This window comes from Microcoleus sp. S13_C3 (genome assembly GCF_036700905.1).
Lineage (GTDB): Bacteria > Cyanobacteriota > Cyanobacteriia > Cyanobacteriales > Microcoleaceae > Microcoleus.
The window spans coordinates 1-16862 of the sequence record NZ_JAUBPT010000171.1 but is presented as its reverse complement, the minus strand read 5'-3'; the positions used below and the strand labels follow the sequence as shown (position 1 = coordinate 16862).

The 16862-nt window shown below is 45.4% G+C and carries 11 protein-coding genes; 4 read left to right on the top strand and 7 right to left on the bottom strand.

The window, feature by feature from the left end:
- Positions 1-249, top strand: a 249-nt coding sequence (locus QUA16_RS30770) for a hypothetical protein (protein ID WP_333108066.1), incomplete at its 5' end; no start/stop codon positions are given.
- Positions 250-401: 152 nt separating this feature from the next.
- Here QUA16_RS30770 and QUA16_RS30765 read toward each other — a convergent pair.
- Positions 402-5885 carry an AAA family ATPase gene (locus QUA16_RS30765; RefSeq protein WP_333108067.1) on the bottom strand — a complete coding sequence of 1828 codons (5484 nt, stop codon included), beginning with the start codon at positions 5883-5885 and terminating at the stop codon, positions 402-404.
- Positions 5886-7453: 1568 nt separating this feature from the next.
- Here QUA16_RS30765 and QUA16_RS30760 point away from each other — a divergent pair.
- Positions 7454-12268, top strand: a complete 4815-nt coding sequence (locus QUA16_RS30760) for a glutamate synthase-related protein (RefSeq protein WP_333108069.1) — start codon at positions 7454-7456, stop codon at positions 12266-12268.
- Between the two features lie 62 nt (positions 12269-12330).
- Here the strand turns inward: QUA16_RS30760 and QUA16_RS30755 are convergent, their stop codons facing one another.
- From QUA16_RS30755 to QUA16_RS30745, 3 genes are read right to left on the bottom strand one after another with little or no spacing between them, the layout of a single operon-like run.
- Complete coding sequence (locus QUA16_RS30755; protein ID WP_333108071.1) at positions 12331-12750, bottom strand: hypothetical protein; 420 nt, start codon at positions 12748-12750, stop codon at positions 12331-12333.
- Positions 12751-12753: 3 nt separating this feature from the next.
- A complete protein-coding gene (locus QUA16_RS30750) occupies positions 12754-12957 on the bottom strand; it encodes a hypothetical protein (protein ID WP_333108072.1) in 204 nt (67 codons plus the stop codon).
- Positions 12954-13178, bottom strand: coding sequence for a helix-turn-helix domain-containing protein (locus QUA16_RS30745; protein WP_333181601.1), 225 nt, complete (start codon positions 13176-13178; stop codon positions 12954-12956). The genes QUA16_RS30750 and QUA16_RS30745 overlap by 4 nt, the downstream gene beginning before the upstream one ends.
- A gap of 196 nt (positions 13179-13374) precedes the next feature.
- Here QUA16_RS30745 and QUA16_RS30740 point away from each other — a divergent pair, with 196 nt between their 5' ends.
- Positions 13375-13662, top strand: a complete 288-nt coding sequence (locus QUA16_RS30740) for a type II toxin-antitoxin system RelE/ParE family toxin (RefSeq protein ID WP_333108074.1) — start codon at positions 13375-13377, stop codon at positions 13660-13662.
- A 6-nt stretch (positions 13663-13668) separates the two neighbouring features.
- Positions 13669-13986 (top strand): hypothetical protein, encoded by a 318-nt coding sequence (locus tag QUA16_RS30735; RefSeq protein ID WP_333108075.1) that lies wholly within the window; start codon positions 13669-13671, stop codon positions 13984-13986.
- Positions 13987-14080: 94 nt separating this feature from the next.
- Here the strand turns inward: QUA16_RS30735 and QUA16_RS30730 are convergent, their stop codons facing one another.
- The 3 genes from QUA16_RS30730 to QUA16_RS30720 all read right to left on the bottom strand — a co-directional run.
- The gene (locus tag QUA16_RS30730; RefSeq protein WP_333108077.1) at positions 14081-14350 is read right to left on the bottom strand and encodes a type II toxin-antitoxin system VapB family antitoxin; all 270 of its coding nucleotides are present in this window, start codon (positions 14348-14350) and stop codon (positions 14081-14083) included.
- A gap of 37 nt (positions 14351-14387) precedes the next feature.
- On the bottom strand, positions 14388-14621 hold the full coding sequence (locus QUA16_RS30725) for a hypothetical protein (protein WP_333108079.1): 234 nt from the start codon (positions 14619-14621) through the stop codon (positions 14388-14390).
- A 308-nt stretch (positions 14622-14929) separates the two neighbouring features.
- Positions 14930-16862: Eco57I restriction-modification methylase domain-containing protein (locus QUA16_RS30720; RefSeq protein WP_333108080.1), on the bottom strand; the 1933-nt coding region annotated here is incomplete at its 5' end.

Sequence of the window (16862 nt, the reverse complement as noted above, 5' to 3'; positions counted from 1 at the left end):
ATGCCTGTTCCACAAGAAAATTCACTCTTTGTGGAACAGGCATCTTGCCTGTTCTTGAGAATGGTGCAAGATGTGAGTTTCAACCGACTTTCGCTATCAGCCAGGGAATTCATTCCCAGGCTGGCTTTGGAAGCATCCATCAACCCAGCCCTCTCCCCCTCTTGTGCTCTTCCGGGTGAATTCCACACTAAAGACGGGACGATCGCCAGTACGGGTAAAATCGAGACTGACAATATTAGACGCCAATAGAAAAAATTACGTTTCACAGCTTACAACTCACAATTTCACTTCTAAACGCATGGGAATTTAGGAACCCGAAAAATCCGTATGTTTCTTCTTACTAAATCCGATATTTTTGGCGACGATCGCAATAATTACGCTAGATCCCTACTACAAACTGCTCACCCCGGAATAGAAATCACAAACTCCGAACCCTGCCCCAAAGAAGAATTCACGAGTAACGTACCTCCATGTTTTTCCACAACAATTTGATGGGCGATCGACAATCCTAATCCAGTGCCTTGACCGACAGACTTGGTAGTGAATAAGTGGTTAAAGATGTTTTCCTTGACTTCGGCTGACATCCCCACTCCATTATCCTTAATCCGAATCACAACCTGATTGTTGTCTTCGCTCAGAAGAGTTTGAACCGTGATTTGATTAGGTAGGGCTTTAATTTCACTAAAACTTCGCCCCTTATTTGACTCCTCCAGAGCGTCAATGGCATTAGCCAGCACATTCATAAATACCTGGTTTAACTGTCCGGGAAAGCATTTTACTAGGGGCAAGTTACCATAGTATTTCACAACTTCAATGGCAGGGCGGAACTCGCTGGCTTTTAAACGGTGCTTGAGAATTAGCAGAGTGCTTTCAAGTCCGTCGTGAATATTGAAAGAAACTGGTCGATCGCTATCTGCCCTAGAAAACGTTCTCAAACTTGTACTGATATTGCGGATGCGCTCGACTCCCTCCTTCATCGAGCCAATCAATTTGGGCAAATCTTCTCGCAAATACTCCAAGTCCATATCCTCAATTTCTGCTTCAATTTCCCCTCCCGGATGGGGAAATTTTTCTTGATACAAATCAATCAAATTGAATAAATCCCCCACGTATTCTTGAGCCGGTTGCAAGTTGCCGGCGATAAAGCCTACGGGATTGTTAATTTCGTGGGCTACACCAGCGACTAAATTTCCCAGAGCAGACATCTTCTCACCCTGCACCAATTGCAGTTGCATCTGTTTGAGAGCCTGGATAGACTGCTCCAGTTTTTGGGCATAATCCTGATATTTTTGATAAAGCTGTTGAGATTGCTGATATAAGCGGGCGTTTTCCAGCGAGATGGCAGCTTGGGAGCAGAGGATGTTGAGGAGGGCGACGCGATCGCCAGTGAATGCCCCCGTCGTCAGATTATTTTCCAAATACAGAATTGCCATCATTTTGCCTTGATGGGTAATCGGAGTACATAGGATGCTCTTAGGTTGGTGCTGCTTGATATAGGGGTCAGAAGTAAATATTAATTCAGTCTTGACATCATCGAAAACTAGAGTTTTTTGCGTGCGTTTGACGTAATTAATGACAGTCTGAGGAATTGCTTCGCTCTCCTCTATCCCAATAGTTTCTTGCAGAAGACAGCCTTGGCGAGCGCTACAGTGGACGGCGATTGTCCAGTTTTCCTCTTCTTTCAAAATCAATACTCCTGTTTGAGCCCCTGCATTCTGAATCGCTACTTCCATCAGGGTAGTGAGCAATTGTTCCAGCTTAATTTCGCTAGACAGAGCTTGATAACCTTTGATAACAGTTGGTAAATCTATTACTGTGCTACTCGTACTCCCAGTAATTGTTTGGTTTTTGGTAGAAGATGAGGTGTCATTGGAGGTGGTCATTGCCTCGAACAAACGACCTTGAGCCTGTTGCAAAATAGGAGCAAGCAATTGAGAATAGCGTTGTTCTATGTCGTCAATCTTCGCTTTAGCTCCCCAACGAGAGTAGGCATAGTAGGCATCAATTAGATAAAGTTGAGCAATTTTTTCTTTACCCCATTGTAAATAAAATTTGGCAGCCAGCTCATTTGCCAAAGCTTCTTCATTGAGGTATTTGTTTTCTTTAGCCAGAGCGATCGCGCGATCGTAAAAATCCATCGCCTCAACTTGCTGTCCTAAAACCCGATATCGCTCTGCCTCGACCAAATAGAACTTATGCAAGTGATTCATAGGGGCATACTCCGCCCATCGCTTGCTTTTTGCCTGATTTACTGCTACTTTTTCTAGGAGTGCAGCTTGTTTTTCCGCATCAGCCTCTGCATACACCGCTAAGTACGTTAGAGACCCATAGAAATAAATCAGCGAATACTGAAGCCCTGCGGTTAGAGCATCCGAATATTGCTCTGCTAGCACGGCATTTTCCAGCGCTTGTTGATAGTTTTCAAACAAATAACCGAGAATCAACTTGTTGAGATAAACGCTGCAAATCGCATACTGCACGTTATTAGCTTGATGCTGCGGTATCATGATGTCTTCATCATAAGCTTCCCCAACCAAACGGCAGGGGTTATCGGTTTTGCCTCGCAAGTTCAAAACAGCCTGCCGAAAAATTTTCACGAAACTGAGTGCGTTTCCCTGACGAATCTGATGAATAGCGTGATCGAAGGTTTCTGTCTCCCGCTCCATTTCCGCCAAGTCTCGGCCCATAGAGAAAGAAAGCGCCGTATAATTGTAAAGTCCATAGGCAGCATATTCTAATTCTCCTGCTTCTAAGGCAATTTGATGGGCTTCTAATAAAAATGGCAAAGAATCTTGGGGGTAGCGTTTCCAATGCCGGACATAGCCATAAACAAGATTGTAGGTTTTGGTTTTTAGCTCTTTGCTTTTCCGATTATCTAGCAGACCTAAAGCTACCTCACCTGATTGATAGCCGATATCAATATCACCTCCTGTTCCTGCATGAATTAAACCGTACCAAGCATAACTAAAAGCAGATGTAGGTGCATTTCCATAAGTGAGAGATAGTTCTATTGGCTTGCACACAATCAGCGGGAATAATTTAGATGCAGACTGATAAGAAGCCGATACAACCGTGCCTAAAATTCGCAGGGCTGCTAGATAATAGGAGTCGGTCATCTCTGGAAGATTAATCAATTCTTCCAACGTGTGGCTGGCGAACTTGCGTTTTGTTTCATCCTGGGTTTGCTGAACCCTTTCCGGGCTGGGATTCTCTGGAAATTCCACGCCCAGTTGTTTGAGAACAATCAGCGCAGTCTGTTCTGCTAAGGGTAAATTATTCTGAGCGATGTAACTTTGAATTCGCACTGTATAAACTTTCACAGTATCCAGAGAGGTTCGGGCTTGCTGCAACACGATTTGCACCCATCGATCCATTTGTTCAAATTCACCGCTCAGGAATGCCGCTTCAACTGCTTCCTCATATAGGTTTAAGGTGAGTTGGTACTGGCTGTCCCAACAATCCATTGCTAATAATTCAATTCCGTTACTCAAGCACTCAAAGGCTGTCGCATACGCTGTTGCGGCTTTTGCTTTTCGTCCAGCTACTAGATTTAACTGGGCAAATTCTTCCCGTTGCACGCGATCGCTAACCAGCTTAATCGCCATATTCAAATGGTTGACCATTTCAAAAATTCTTTCTTCCCGCTCGACTTCCGATGTTTCCTTAAACAGCAGTTGCCCTATCTTTAAGTGGGTCGAGCGTTTTTGGTCTTCGGGAATGAGAGAATAGGCAGCCTGTTGTACGCGGTCATGCAAAAACTTGTATTTCGCTAATTGTTCATTGCTCGTTAATAAGTCAGTGGTCTCTTCCCTGCCGGCTGGTTCAGCTAAGTCTTTACTACAGTGTTGATAAAATTTATAAACATCGCTAACTGGTAAAATTAACCCTTCTTGCAGTGCTTTCCACAAAGCTGTTGCTGTTTCTGTTGGCGAATTTTCATCAACAATTGCTAAGGTCGCCAAGTCGAACTGATTGCCAATACAAGCAGCTAACTTTAAAACTTCCTGTGTCCTGATTGGCAACTTTCGCAACTGAAGTGCCATGAATTCTACTACATCATCCGTTAGTGCCAAGGTTCGCACTCTAGCGATATCGCACTGCCAATACCGAGCTTCAAAATTAAATTCAATTATCCCATCTTCATGCAAAGATTTGAGGAATTGTGTGCTGAAAAAGGGATTGCCTTGGGTTTTCTGATAAACGAGTTCTGTCAAAGGCAGAGCCAATGCTGTAGAACAAGCTAAGGTATCGGCAATCAGACAATTCAACTCCGAGCGATCGAGCGGCGCGAGGGTAATGGTGTTGACTGTGGCTCCGGTTTGTTGAATGTCGGATAATGTCAGCACCAAAGGGTGTACGGGACTGACTTCGTTATCTCGATACGCTCCAATTAAAAAGAGATACCGCCGATCGCGATCGCTCGTCAAAAGTTGAATCAACTTTAATGAGGCTGAGTCTGCCCATTGCAAGTCGTCTAAGAAAATGACGAGGGGATGTTCTTTGGTTGTGAAGAGTTGAATGAAGTTCTCTAATAAGCGATTGAAGCGATTTTGGGCCGCACTGCCCGAAAGTTCTGGTGCGGGTGGTTGCTCTCCGATAATCCCTTCTAGTTCAGGAATTACCTCAACGATTACCTGAGCATTCTCGCCCAATGCTGCCAGGATTTGAGTCTTCCACTGTTCAAGTTTAGCATCTGTTTCGCTCAGCAATTGCTTCATTAAATCGCGAAAAGCTTGTACAAAAGCTGAGAATGGTTGGGTGCGTCCAAATTGGTCGAATTTGCCTTTGATGAAGTAGCCTCTAGCTGCGACAATCGGTTTGTGAACTTCGTTGACGACGGCGGTTTTGCCAATACCTGAGAAGCCAGCCACCAGCATCATTTCCGCGCTTCCTGCACTCACGCGATCGAAGGCTGCCAGTAGGGAAAATACTTCGCTTTCTCTACCGTATAATTTTTCGGGAATGATGAAGCGATCGAACAAATCTCGCTGCCCTAGTTTAAAAGAGGCGATTTCTCCAGTTTTTTGCCACTGGTACAAACAAGTTTCCAAATCAAACTTGAGTCCGATCGCACTTTGATACCTATCTTCAGCATTCTTCGCCATCAGTTTGCTAACAATTTCAGACAGCACCAATGGAACGCTTTTGTTGAGGTGATGGACTGGAATAGGCTGCTTGGCAAGGTGACAGTGTACTAACTCTATCGGATCTTCGCTTGGGAAAGGCAACTGTCTCGTCAGCAGTTCGTAGAATGTAACTCCCAGAGAGTAGAAATCTGTGCGGTAATCAATGCCTCGGTTCATTCGCCCAGTTTGTTCGGGAGATATGTAAGCTAAAGTGCCTTCAAGGAGGTTGGGATTTTGAATTTCTTGGGTTTGGCGCGGCAACAGGGAAGCGATGCTGAAGTCAATCAGCTTAACTTGTTTGCTGACAGGGTTAATTAGAATATTGGCGGGTTTGATGTCTTTATGGATAACGTGGTGGCGATAAAGTCCATCGAGGGAGTTGGCAATTTGAATGGCAATGGGAAGAAACTCGTTAATGGGCAACCCTTCCAGAGGTTCGTTGCTGGCGAACACCAGACTAGCGAGGTAGCTACATAAGGAAATTCCGCCAAAGTCTTCCATCACCAGAGCATACTGGTTATGGTAAGTCTCCAGGCTGTATGCCTTGACAGTGCCGGGTATCTCTAAGTTTTTAGTAATGACAAACTGATTGCGGAAGTGAACCAGTTCGTGGAAGCGGGGAAAGTCATTTCGCAGCAGTTTTATCACTACGGGCTGCTGATCGGAAGACCGACGGGCACGATAAACTAGAGTTCGATTGCCTGCGTATATTTGCTCGTTAATGTGATATCCTCGAAAAATATTTGTTATGCTAGCCATACCTACCTATTCCTATTGCTTCTGTCAAGCCTGAAGCTTTTTAGAGTTAATATCTACTATTTTCGCTCTATCGGCCGTGCTATTGATTAACTATATTTAGTTTAATCTACTTTGTAGCTCAAATTATGAAACCCCCCTTTTCAAACCAGACTTAATATTTTGGTTGTTTTTGCTTGTATACTTGTTTTGAGATAGCGTTGACCTAAAATTACTTTAGATTTTGGTCTATTTGCTGAGTCATTAACACGCATTGATACAAGTGTGTGGGGTTAATTTAATCTCAGATGTTCCTTACAAAAAAAGCGTAACTTCTCAACAGCCCTGCCATTTTAATCAGTGTCAAGTTATTTTAATTATATCTCTCATATAATAGGATTACCATGATTTATATCACTTGGCTTCGGTCTACCTGTATGCAGAATTGAGCGTAATAACCCTCGGCACATTTTTCCAGTCTTACTATTTCTGCTAACTAACTTTATTTTATAAAAGATAGGCATGAAATATTCCCCATGCCAATCAAATCTGTAAAAGCGCTCACGGTTGAGCTAAACAAAAATTACCAAGGACAAGCTTGTGAGCGTTAGTTGAGTTGAGTTTGAGGTTTGAGGTTTACTTCAATCAATCTGGCAGTTTGAACTGTGGTCTAAAATTTTTGCCTTTCCCCGAATCCTGTCAGCAAGCAAGTATCCCTTTGGGGGCGTGGTTAAAAATGTGGCGCAGGCTCTACCAGATGCTCCTAATGTGTCAGAAATCTTTGAAATAGCCTGCATTGATGAGTGATATCCATTCCGGTGGTATCGGAATGATTAAACCGCAGAGAACACAGAGGATACAGAGAAAGGGAAGAGAGAGATGAATAATTCCGATGCCAACGGATTGGATATGACAAAACTTTGTGGGTAAAAAAATACAAAATAGGCTTGTGGAAAACTGTCAACCTTTTTGGGCTAGGCATCTTAGCCTGGGTTATGGACGATCGCTGACAAGACTTGCACGCAAACTCTGACTGTAATGGGTGAAATTTTATCAATTTTTTGATAAACTTGATGTTCGCAGCTTGAGAGTTGACTTCACAATAAGACAGGTTTCACCAGTTGTGAACCGCGCTGCTACATTGCACCTACCGACTGAGCGGGCAGGTGGCTTTTGTGTCTGCGGGCGCTGACGAAAGCAACTCAACAGCGCAGCCAGCAAAATAACGCTAAAGTTACTATCTACCTGTGTTCGCTGCAAGGCTACCCTTGCGGACTCAGGAAAAAAACACACAAAAAACTCGATCGCCAGCAATGTATTTATTTGCAGGGCGGCGATTTCCCAAAGAATCACTGCTTTTTAACAGCAGGGTATTCTAGGAGACATCTCCGAGGCGATGCGAGCGAGATAATGTGAAATCTGCAAACAGGGTTTTAGTGCTAAGTACAGGCAGCATCGACGTAAATTTTTATCCAATCAGCTTGCAATGTGCTGTTTTAAAGTTTACTAGGCTCCCACCGCTCGGCAGCCTTCTCTCTCCGAGCTATAAAAACGCATCCACCACACAATCACGGAAATAACATTCAATCAACATGGGTAACACGATCGATCCAAACAGAAACGTGCATCAGACTGAGCGAGGAACTCCATTCGCCGGCCAAAGCTGGTTAGTGGAAGAAAGAGATGCCTGCGGTGTGGGGTTTATTGCCAACCAAAGCGGTGAAGCCACCCACTCGATTATTCAAAAAGCGCTGCCAGCTTTAACTTGTCTAGAACATCGTGGCGGTTGCAGCGCTGACTCGGATTCCGGGGATGGTGCGGGTTTAATGACGGCGATTCCTTGGGAATTGCTGGATACTTGGTTCGCCGAACAGGGAATTGTGCCTCCGGCGCGGGAAAACTGCGGCGTGGGAATGCTGTTTTTGTCTCAAGATAAATTTCAAGCGACTATAGCGCGGCAGGTGGTTGAGCAAGTTCTGACCGATCGCGGGCTGACAGTTGTGGGATGGCGCAAAGTTCCCATTGTACCGTCGGTTCTGGGCGAGCAAGCGCTAGAAAATCAACCTCAAATCGAACAAGTAATTGTCAGTTCACCGCACTTAGCCGGAGACGAACTCGACAAACATCTATTTTTGGCGCGCCGCACGATCGGACACGCGCTGTCAAATCGGCCCAACTTCACCCGCCGAGACTTTTATACTTGCTCTTTCTCCTGCCGCACGATCGTCTATAAAGGCATGGTGCGATCGGCCGTACTGGGAGAATTTTACCCTGACCTGAAAAATCCCGCTTATAAAAGCTCCTTTGCCGTCTATCACCGGCGCTTCAGCACCAACACCATGCCCCGCTGGCACTTAGCCCAGCCGATGCGCTTGCTGGGACACAACGGGGAAATTAACACGCTGTTGGGCAATATTACCTGGATGAAGGCGCGGCAAGCGAATTTAGCTCACCCGAATTGGAGTCAAGCTGATATCGACACGTTTAACCCAATTGTCAATCCCGAAAGCAGCGATTCGGCAAACTTGGACAACGTGATGGAGTTGTTGGTGCACTCCGGCCGCACCCCCCTAGAATCCCTGACAATTTTGGTGCCAGAAGCCTACAAAAATCAGCCGGATTTGGCTGACTATCCAGAAATTGTCGATTTTTACGAATATTACAGCGGCATTCAAGAACCTTGGGACGGCCCGGCACTGCTGGTGTTCAGCGACGGCAAACAAGTAGGTGCTACGCTCGATCGCAACGGTTTGCGCCCGGCCCGCTACTGCATTACTAAAGACGGTTTGGTAATTGTGGCCTCCGAAGCCGGAGTTGTGGATATTCCCGAAGCAGATATTGTCGAAAAAGGCCGTTTGGGGCCAGGACAAATGATTGCAGTTGACCTGCAAACTAAGGAAATTCTCAAAAATTGGCAACTAAAACAGCGCATTGCTAAGCGGCACCCCTACGGCGAATGGCTGCAACAAAACCGGGAAATCTTGCAGCCGCAGCCTTTTGCCGAAACAGCAACCCTTGACTCGCAAACCTTGTTGGCAACCCAAACTGCTTTCGGTTACACAGCAGAAGATTTGGACATGGTGATCGTCGAGATGGCGAGTTCTGGGAAGGAACCGACTTTCTGCATGGGCGACGACGCTCCCTTAGCTGTATTGTCAGAAAAGCCTCAGTTGCTGTACAACTATTTCAAACAGCGGTTCGCTCAAGTGACAAATCCGCCGATCGACCCCCTGCGCGAGGGGATGGTGATGTCGCTGACGATGAATGTGGGCCTGCGGGGCAATTTACTGCAAGCAGTACCGGAAAATGCCAAGCGGCTGAAAATTGATTCTCCCGTACTCAACGACGCTGAACTGTCTTTCTTGAAAGATCAAAAGTCTTTCCCCGCAACCGAATTGTCAACTCTTTACAAAATTGCTGCCGGGCCTTCTGGTTTGAAAACAGCAGTCGAGCAACTTTGTCAAAAGGCGGCTGCTTCGGTGCGCGAGGGTTCGAGAATTCTGATTTTGAGCGATCGAATCTCGAAGGCCGAAGGCGAATCTTCTGTTGGATTGAGTGCTGAATGTACTTATATTCCGCCCTTCCTGGCAGTTGGTGCGGTTCACCACCACTTAATTAGCGTCGGGCTGCGGATGCAAACTTCCCTGGTTGTGGATACCGCCCAATGTTGGAGCACTCACCACTTCGCTTGTTTGATTGGTTACGGGGCGGTGGCTGTTTGCCCTTACTTGGCATTGGAAAGCGTGCGCGCCTGGTGGTCTGACAGCAAGACTCAAAACTTGATGCAGCACGGCAAAGTTCCCAATATTACCGTGGCACAGGCTCAAGCTAGATACCGCACAGCGGTGGAAAACGGCTTGCTGAAGATTATGTCGAAAATGGGGATTTCGCTGCTGGCTAGCTATCAGGGGGCCCAAATCTTTGAGGCGATCGGCATTGGCGGTGATTTGCTCGATTTGGGTTTCAAAGGCACTGTTTCCCGCATCGGCGGTTTGAGTGTGGCGGAACTGGCTAATGAGGTAATGTCTTTCCACAGTCAGGCTTTCCCAGAATTGCACCTCAAAAAGCTGGAAAATTACGGCTTTGTGCAGTACCGCCGGGGTGGTGAATATCACATGAACAGCCCGGAAATGGCGAAGGCTTTGCACAAAGCCGTGACTACTTTTAACGAAGGAAGAAGGAAGAAGGAAGAAGGAAGTTCGGCAACGGATTCTGTAACGGATGTAACGGATGTAACGGATGTTAGGAAGAAGGAAGAAGGAAGCAACGGTAACGGCAATGGGGCCGAACCAAAAATGACACCAATTGGTGACAAAAATGGTGAAAGTGCCTACGATCACTACGAGGTTTACAAGCAACAGCTCGAAAACCGCCCGGTAACGGCTTTGCGCGATTTGCTGGATTTTGTGAGCGATCGCCCTCCGATTCCTGTCGAAGATGTAGAATCTGTAGCAGATATTGTCAAGCGGTTCGCCACCGGCGGAATGTCCCTGGGCGCTTTGTCCCCGGAAGCCCACGAAACTCTCGCGATTGCCATGAACCGCATCGGCGGCAAATCCAACTCCGGCGAAGGCGGCGAAGACCCGGTGCGCTACAAAGTGCTAAACGATGTGAGCGCAGCAGGTTTCTCACAAACGCTACCTCACTTAAAAGGTTTGCAGAACGGCGATACAGCTTCTTCATCCATCAAACAGGTAGCTTCCGGGCGTTTCGGGGTGACTCCTGAGTACCTGATGAACGCCGAACAAATCGAAATTAAAATCGCACAAGGTGCGAAACCGGGTGAAGGCGGTCAATTGCCGGGGGCGAAAGTGAGCGAGTACATTGCTTATTTGCGCCGATCGAAACCGGGTGTCACGCTGATTTCGCCTCCTCCTCACCACGACATTTATTCGATCGAGGATTTGGCGCAGTTGATTTTTGACTTGCACCAAATCAATCCGAAAGCAGGAGTTTCGGTGAAGTTGGTGTCGGAAGTCGGCATCGGGACTGTAGCCGCTGGTGTCGCCAAGGCAAATGCTGATGTGATTCAAATTTCCGGTCACGACGGCGGCACCGGTGCTTCGCCACTGAGTTCGATTAAGCACGCAGGTTCTCCGTGGGAACTCGGATTGACAGAAGTTCACCGGGTGCTAATGGAAAATAAATTGCGCGATCGAGTTTTGCTCCGCGTTGACGGTGGCTTTAAAAGCGGCTGGGACGTGATTGTAGGCGCTTTGATGGGCGGCGAAGAGTACGGTTTCGGCACGGTGGCAATGATTGCAGAAGGCTGCATTATGGCTCGCGTTTGCCACATGAATAGTTGTCCGGTGGGTGTGACAACTCAACAAGAACACTTGCGGAAACGGTTCCCCGGTACACCGGAACACGTTGTTAATTTCTTCTATTTCGTAGCACAAGAAGTGCGGAGTTTGCTGGCGAAATTGGGTTATAAGTCGATCGCAGATATCATCGGCCGCGCGGATTTGTTGAAAATGCGCGATGGGGTGCAACTAACTAAAACTCAAGCGATTAATTTGGATTGTTTGACCAAGTTACCTGATACTAAGAGCGATCGATCTTTCTTGATCCACGGCGACGTACACACCAACGGGCCAGTGTTAGACGATGATTTGCTGGCGGATGCTGAGATTCAAAGTGCGATCGCCAATCACGGCACTGTTAGCAAGAGTGTAAAATTGGTGAATACCGATCGCACTGTAGGCGCAAGAATCAGTGGTGCGATCGCACAGCAACACGGCAACACCGGCTTTAGCGGTCAAATCACCCTCAACTTCACTGGTAGCGCGGGCCAAAGCTTCGGCGCGTTCAATTTGCCGGGGATGACGCTGGTACTGTCAGGCCAAGCCAACGACTACGTTGGTAAAGGGATGCACGGTGGCGAAATCGCGATCGCACCGCCTGCTGGTGCGACTTATGATGCTTCCGAAAATGCGATCGTCGGTAACACTTGTTTGTATGGTGCGACGGGGGGAACTCTGTTGGCTGCGGGTAAGGCTGGGGAACGGTTTGCGGTGCGTAACTCGATGGCGAAAGCAGTCATTGAAGGTGCGGGCGATCACTGCTGCGAGTACATGACGGGCGGCGTAATTGTCGTGTTAGGAAAAGTCGGTCGCAACGTCGGCGCTGGAATGACTGGCGGCTTGGCTTATTTCCTCGATGAAGATGGGAGTTTCCCGGCTCATGTCAACGGGGAGATTGTGAAGATGCAGCGGGTTTGTACGGCGGCTGGGGAGGCGCAATTGAAGGAGTTGATTGAGGCTCAGTGCGATCGAACCGGCAGCAAGAAAGCTGAGAAGATTTTAGCAAATTGGTCGGAATATTTGCCTAAGTTCTGGCAAGTTGTGCCGCCGAGTGAAGCGAATTCGCCGGAGGCTTCGGAACAAAAGATTGCTGTGGAAGTGTAATTTTGTAGCTGGTTAAATAGATGAGGGGCGACGCGAGTTGCCCCTTTTTTAATCTACTTAAGTTACACTAATGTGTAATCTTTAACTGCCTCGCTCTGAAGGAATTCTTGATAAGCCGATTCATCTCCAAAAGAGTCGATCGAAACCTGAGCTTTTGGCATGGGTATCAGCGGAGTTTCGACGGGGACATATTTGCAGTATCCAACTACAATCGCCTCAAACTCGTTATTAGGTATTGCTGTTGGGTACTCTTCCACCCTCACCACTTCCCAGTCTCCAGTGCGGTAGTGGGTGCTAGAACCGGAACCGTCAGCGCTGTGAAACTCCAGCAATCTGTACCCCGGTGCGGGGATAGGTGCGTTGGATGAGTCAAAATACTCTGCAAGAATATCAGTGTATGCCCCTGTGTGGGCTAACAACCTATTATCTGCCCCTTCATCTTCAGTCCATTCGGCACGAAAAATCATGTATTTTCTACCCATTAGTTAATCCTCCTCGGTTTCTTCCAGGTAATCGGGGAATTCGGTTTTGCCATTGAAAATGCAATCCCACTTGAGAATGGGATTATTTTGGTTGCGCTCAATCCGTAACAACTTCCAACCATATTTTTTTTCCATTGCTGTACATCGCCAGCGATCGGTAACGGAATGGTTAGAGGTGACTTGTTCTGGCTGTTGGTTTTCACTCACAATGCTTCTAACTCTCGATCGCTAACCCGAACTAGCAAATCACCAACTTCGCAATTTAGAACCTCACACAGCCGATCTAAAGTGTCCAGGGGAATAGATTTTGCCTTGTTTCTCTCGATTTTTTGAATGTTAGCCAGCGACATCTCCAGTATTCTAGCTAACTCGTTTTGAGAGATCGATCTTGATGTCCTGACATCTTTAAGCCTGATTTTCACAACCATTAATTAATAACTACTCAATTAAATACTTTAGCTTACTCACAGTAGTCTAACCATTAGTATCTGTTATGTAAAGTAGATCAATAGATATGCAACTTGTATGAGGATAACTATTGATTGTATTACCAGGGGTAGGTATAGTAGATGTAATGCAAAGCAAAAAAGCGGTTGCATCGGCTATTTGAGGAATGGCGCTATAATGTACGAAATTGAGTTTACACATGATGCCCTCAGAGATTTGCGGAACTTCAAAAAATTTGAGCAGAACATCATATTTGAAGCGATTCAAACTCAATTGGTTTATGAACCATTGATAGAAACTAGAAACCGATTTCGACGAGAACCACCCGATATTGCAGCATGGGAATTAAGGATTGGGGTATTTAGAGTTTTCTATAATGTCGAGCAGTCAATTCAAGTAGTTTGTATTGTCAGAGTCGGTGAAAAACCTAATAATACTGTTTTATTTCGCGGAGAGGAGAGTTAAAAAACTATGATGTGGACTTATCGAGTTTTTCGAGATAGCCAAGAACGTTATTCAATTCGCGAGGTATTTTACGAACGCGACAATACCATTATCAGTTATGCCCAAGCGCCTGTTGCGGTTGTTGGTGCATCTTTTGAAGAGTTAATGCAACTGGTTAAATGGTTTCGAGATGCTTTCGATTTGCCTGTATTGTCTCTGGAAGAGATTGATGCACAAATGGCAATTAACAAGACTAAATCTGCCAGCAATCGCCCGCCCAATCTTTCTTTACAGCAAGTGATGGCTGAGTTGGCAAACGATAATTTGGCGATCGATCCAAAATAGGATTTTGCCTCAATTAGTTGAGTCATCACATTGGCATTCGGAAGAGGACGAACAGGTTCGGAGATAATGTTGGGATCGAGTAAATAACGCAGCGTCATTCAAAGATGACCTCGCGTCCTACAAAAGTTCGATCGCGAATATCTCCCCAAATTTCATCAGGATTTAAACCCAGTTCATGCAGTTGATATTTTTCACGAAATGCAGTGAGAGATTCTCCAAAGCTCTGTTCGAGATTCTGTGGCTGTTTGCGGCGTTGAATGTATTCGCGCAAGGCGATTTCAACTAAGGTTTCGATCGCAATTTCTCGCTCCAGTTCGATCGCCTCTTGCAGCAGTGCCGTATCCACATTTAGGTTCGTCACCATTGGCTTTCCTCTTTTAAATGACATATTTCATCGGCAGCTATGACCAATCTAATTCATCGTCAGTATCCCCTTGAAACTCGGCAATCTCGAAATCAGCTTCTGTGGATTGATGAGAACCTGCAAACATTCCAAACTGGATAAATGTAGGCGATCGAGGAATGGATGGCGCAGCCAAAAAAGTAATCAGGACGCGGCTTTCATAAATGTTTTCAGGAACTTCTAAAAGTTCGATGACTCCATTTCGGTAAATTCCTTCAAATGCTTGGAGCATAATGATTCACCTCGCGTACAAAGTATGGTCTATCGACTCGCTAGCTCACAATCCCAGTCTAACAAATATTCCCCAAAAAACACAATTTTTTGATATGATATAGTCCGCGACGCAAAAACAACGTGTTTCTGTCATTACGTTCGTAGGGGCGGGTTCACCAACAATACCTGCCAATAATTAATAATCTCAAAAACCCGCCCCGGCCGGGATATTATGATTAATCGAAGCGTAACGATGATGAAGTGTACAAAAAACTAGAGCGCCTTTTATAATAAACTCATTCTCAGCGATGCTGCTTTAACATTCTATCAAATCTGTCGGGCGATCGGCATTCGCGGAGGTGCTGTTTTCCACATCAGATCTATTTCCTCCGGTGTCAATCCGTAAGCTTGGTTAACTAAGTCGGATAAACGGTGTTCTAGTCTCAACGCCTCAGCTTTGCGAGATTGAATGGCCGGTGCATATTCATTATAAGTTTCGCGGACTGCTTTTAGTCCAGCAACGCCGAGAGGATCGGAGGATTTAGTTTTCGGCATTCGCTTTCGGATTTCTGCTACGAATTCAGCAAAAGAAAGGGCAGAAAAATCTTCGAGTTTTTGTCCGAGTTTATCAATTATATAAGTTATTTCCAGCCATTGCAAGACATCTCGGTGAGTTTCTTGATTAGTTTTGGTGATTTCAATTAAACGGCTGACAATTGGTTCTACTTCGGCACGAATTGAGTCAGTTGGTGGTGCGATAGGAAGCTTTTCCATCAAGTAACCAGCAGGGTTTAGGGCATCATCTTTCATGTGCTGTAAATACCGCCAATTGTGCCACCAGATGAGGGGTGAGTTGAGAACTGCTAATATATATAAATCGTCTTGGGGGAGGATAAAAACTTTATTATTTGTCAAATAACCATTTGTCTCATAGCTATACGAAGGATGGAATTGAATTTCTTGATATATAATTTTTGGTTTCTCGAATAGCTGCCAGTAGTCAATAGTATCTTGAATTTCATACCACTTATAATTACCAGCTTTGCGTCCTCCCCAATCACCATCTCTAGTGTCATTCCATTCTTTGGGACGGGGTTCTAATTGTTTTCGATACTGATTTAAATAAAACTTAATAGCTGGATAATTATCAATTTCAATTCCTCGGCGAGCAAAAATCATCCAGAGGTTTTGCCATTGGGAGTGCCAACGTTTTATATCTTGACCTCTGAGATATGGTTTGATAACTTCAGCAGATTTTGGGTCGGATTGAATCAAACTATTTTTGGTGGCTTCATCAATTAAAAATGCTTCATTTAATCCAGTTAATATTCCCCAATAAGGCTTAATTTCAGCAAACTCTTTGAGTGCAATGCCTGCTTGCTGAATTTTTTGCATCAACTCATCAACCTTTGGTATTTCTAAACTCCATGCCTCACCATTAAAGCGCGACCAAGGAATGTCGTAACCGTTTTGTTGCACGTATTGGGTGAGATTGATATTAGCAAGTTCCTCACGGGGAACCGGACAAATAATCACAGGCAAATTAGGTTGTGGTTTTTTCTCCTCAATCTTCTTCTTTGTTTCAGATGTAGAGGAAAATGGCTCAGGTTTTCGTACTGCTACAATACAAGGAAAAGTATCAGCATCTTCAAAAATTGGAGCGTGTCCAAAATCAATAATCTGCTCAAACACGGCATGATAAGCAAAAAACTTGCGAAGCGGTTCGCCATAAGCTGATCTCAGCCATTTATTAGTTACAATATAAGAAAGAATCCCCCCTGGCTTAAGAAGTTTAAATCCTTTCTCATAGAAATAAGTATACATATCCGCCATTCCATGATAAGACTCGTAATTAGCTTGTAGGTAAGGCTTAAGCGAGGAAAACAACTTTTGGCGCACATAAGGCGGATTGCCAAGGACAACATCAAAACCGCCATCAGCAAAAATCTGGGAAAACTCAGCTTGCCAATCAAACGCTGTATCTGCTACATTACTGTCAGCGACAATCGAGTTTCCCGCTTTAATATTATCATCCAAATACGTCAGGGTTTTACCAGGTTCGGCCGTCTTCAACCACAGAGAAAGTTTGGTAATTTCCGCCGATTCCGGCAGCAAATCTACGCCGTACAGGTTGTTGCTTAAAATGCTTCTGTCAAATTCCAGCGAGTTGCCGTTTTTTGGTTTATAAGTAGGTCGGTATAAAAAAACAAAGGTAAGTAAAGAAATGTTAACAACTAGAATTGGAACTGAATTTAAAGCG

Coding starts and splice junctions, on each gene's coding strand:
- QUA16_RS30765 (WP_333108067.1), bottom strand. CDS start 5,885: ATGGCTAGCATAACAAATATTTTTCGAGGATATCACATTAACGAGCAA.
- QUA16_RS30760 (WP_333108069.1), top strand. CDS start 7,454: ATGGGTAACACGATCGATCCAAACAGAAACGTGCATCAGACTGAGCGA.
- QUA16_RS30755 (WP_333108071.1), bottom strand. CDS start 12,750: ATGGGTAGAAAATACATGATTTTTCGTGCCGAATGGACTGAAGATGAA.
- QUA16_RS30745 (WP_333181601.1), bottom strand. CDS start 13,178: ATGGTTGTGAAAATCAGGCTTAAAGATGTCAGGACATCAAGATCGATC.
- QUA16_RS30740 (WP_333108074.1), top strand. CDS start 13,375: ATGTACGAAATTGAGTTTACACATGATGCCCTCAGAGATTTGCGGAAC.
- QUA16_RS30735 (WP_333108075.1), top strand. CDS start 13,669: ATGATGTGGACTTATCGAGTTTTTCGAGATAGCCAAGAACGTTATTCA.
- QUA16_RS30730 (WP_333108077.1), bottom strand. CDS start 14,350: ATGGTGACGAACCTAAATGTGGATACGGCACTGCTGCAAGAGGCGATC.
- QUA16_RS30725 (WP_333108079.1), bottom strand. CDS start 14,621: ATGCTCCAAGCATTTGAAGGAATTTACCGAAATGGAGTCATCGAACTT.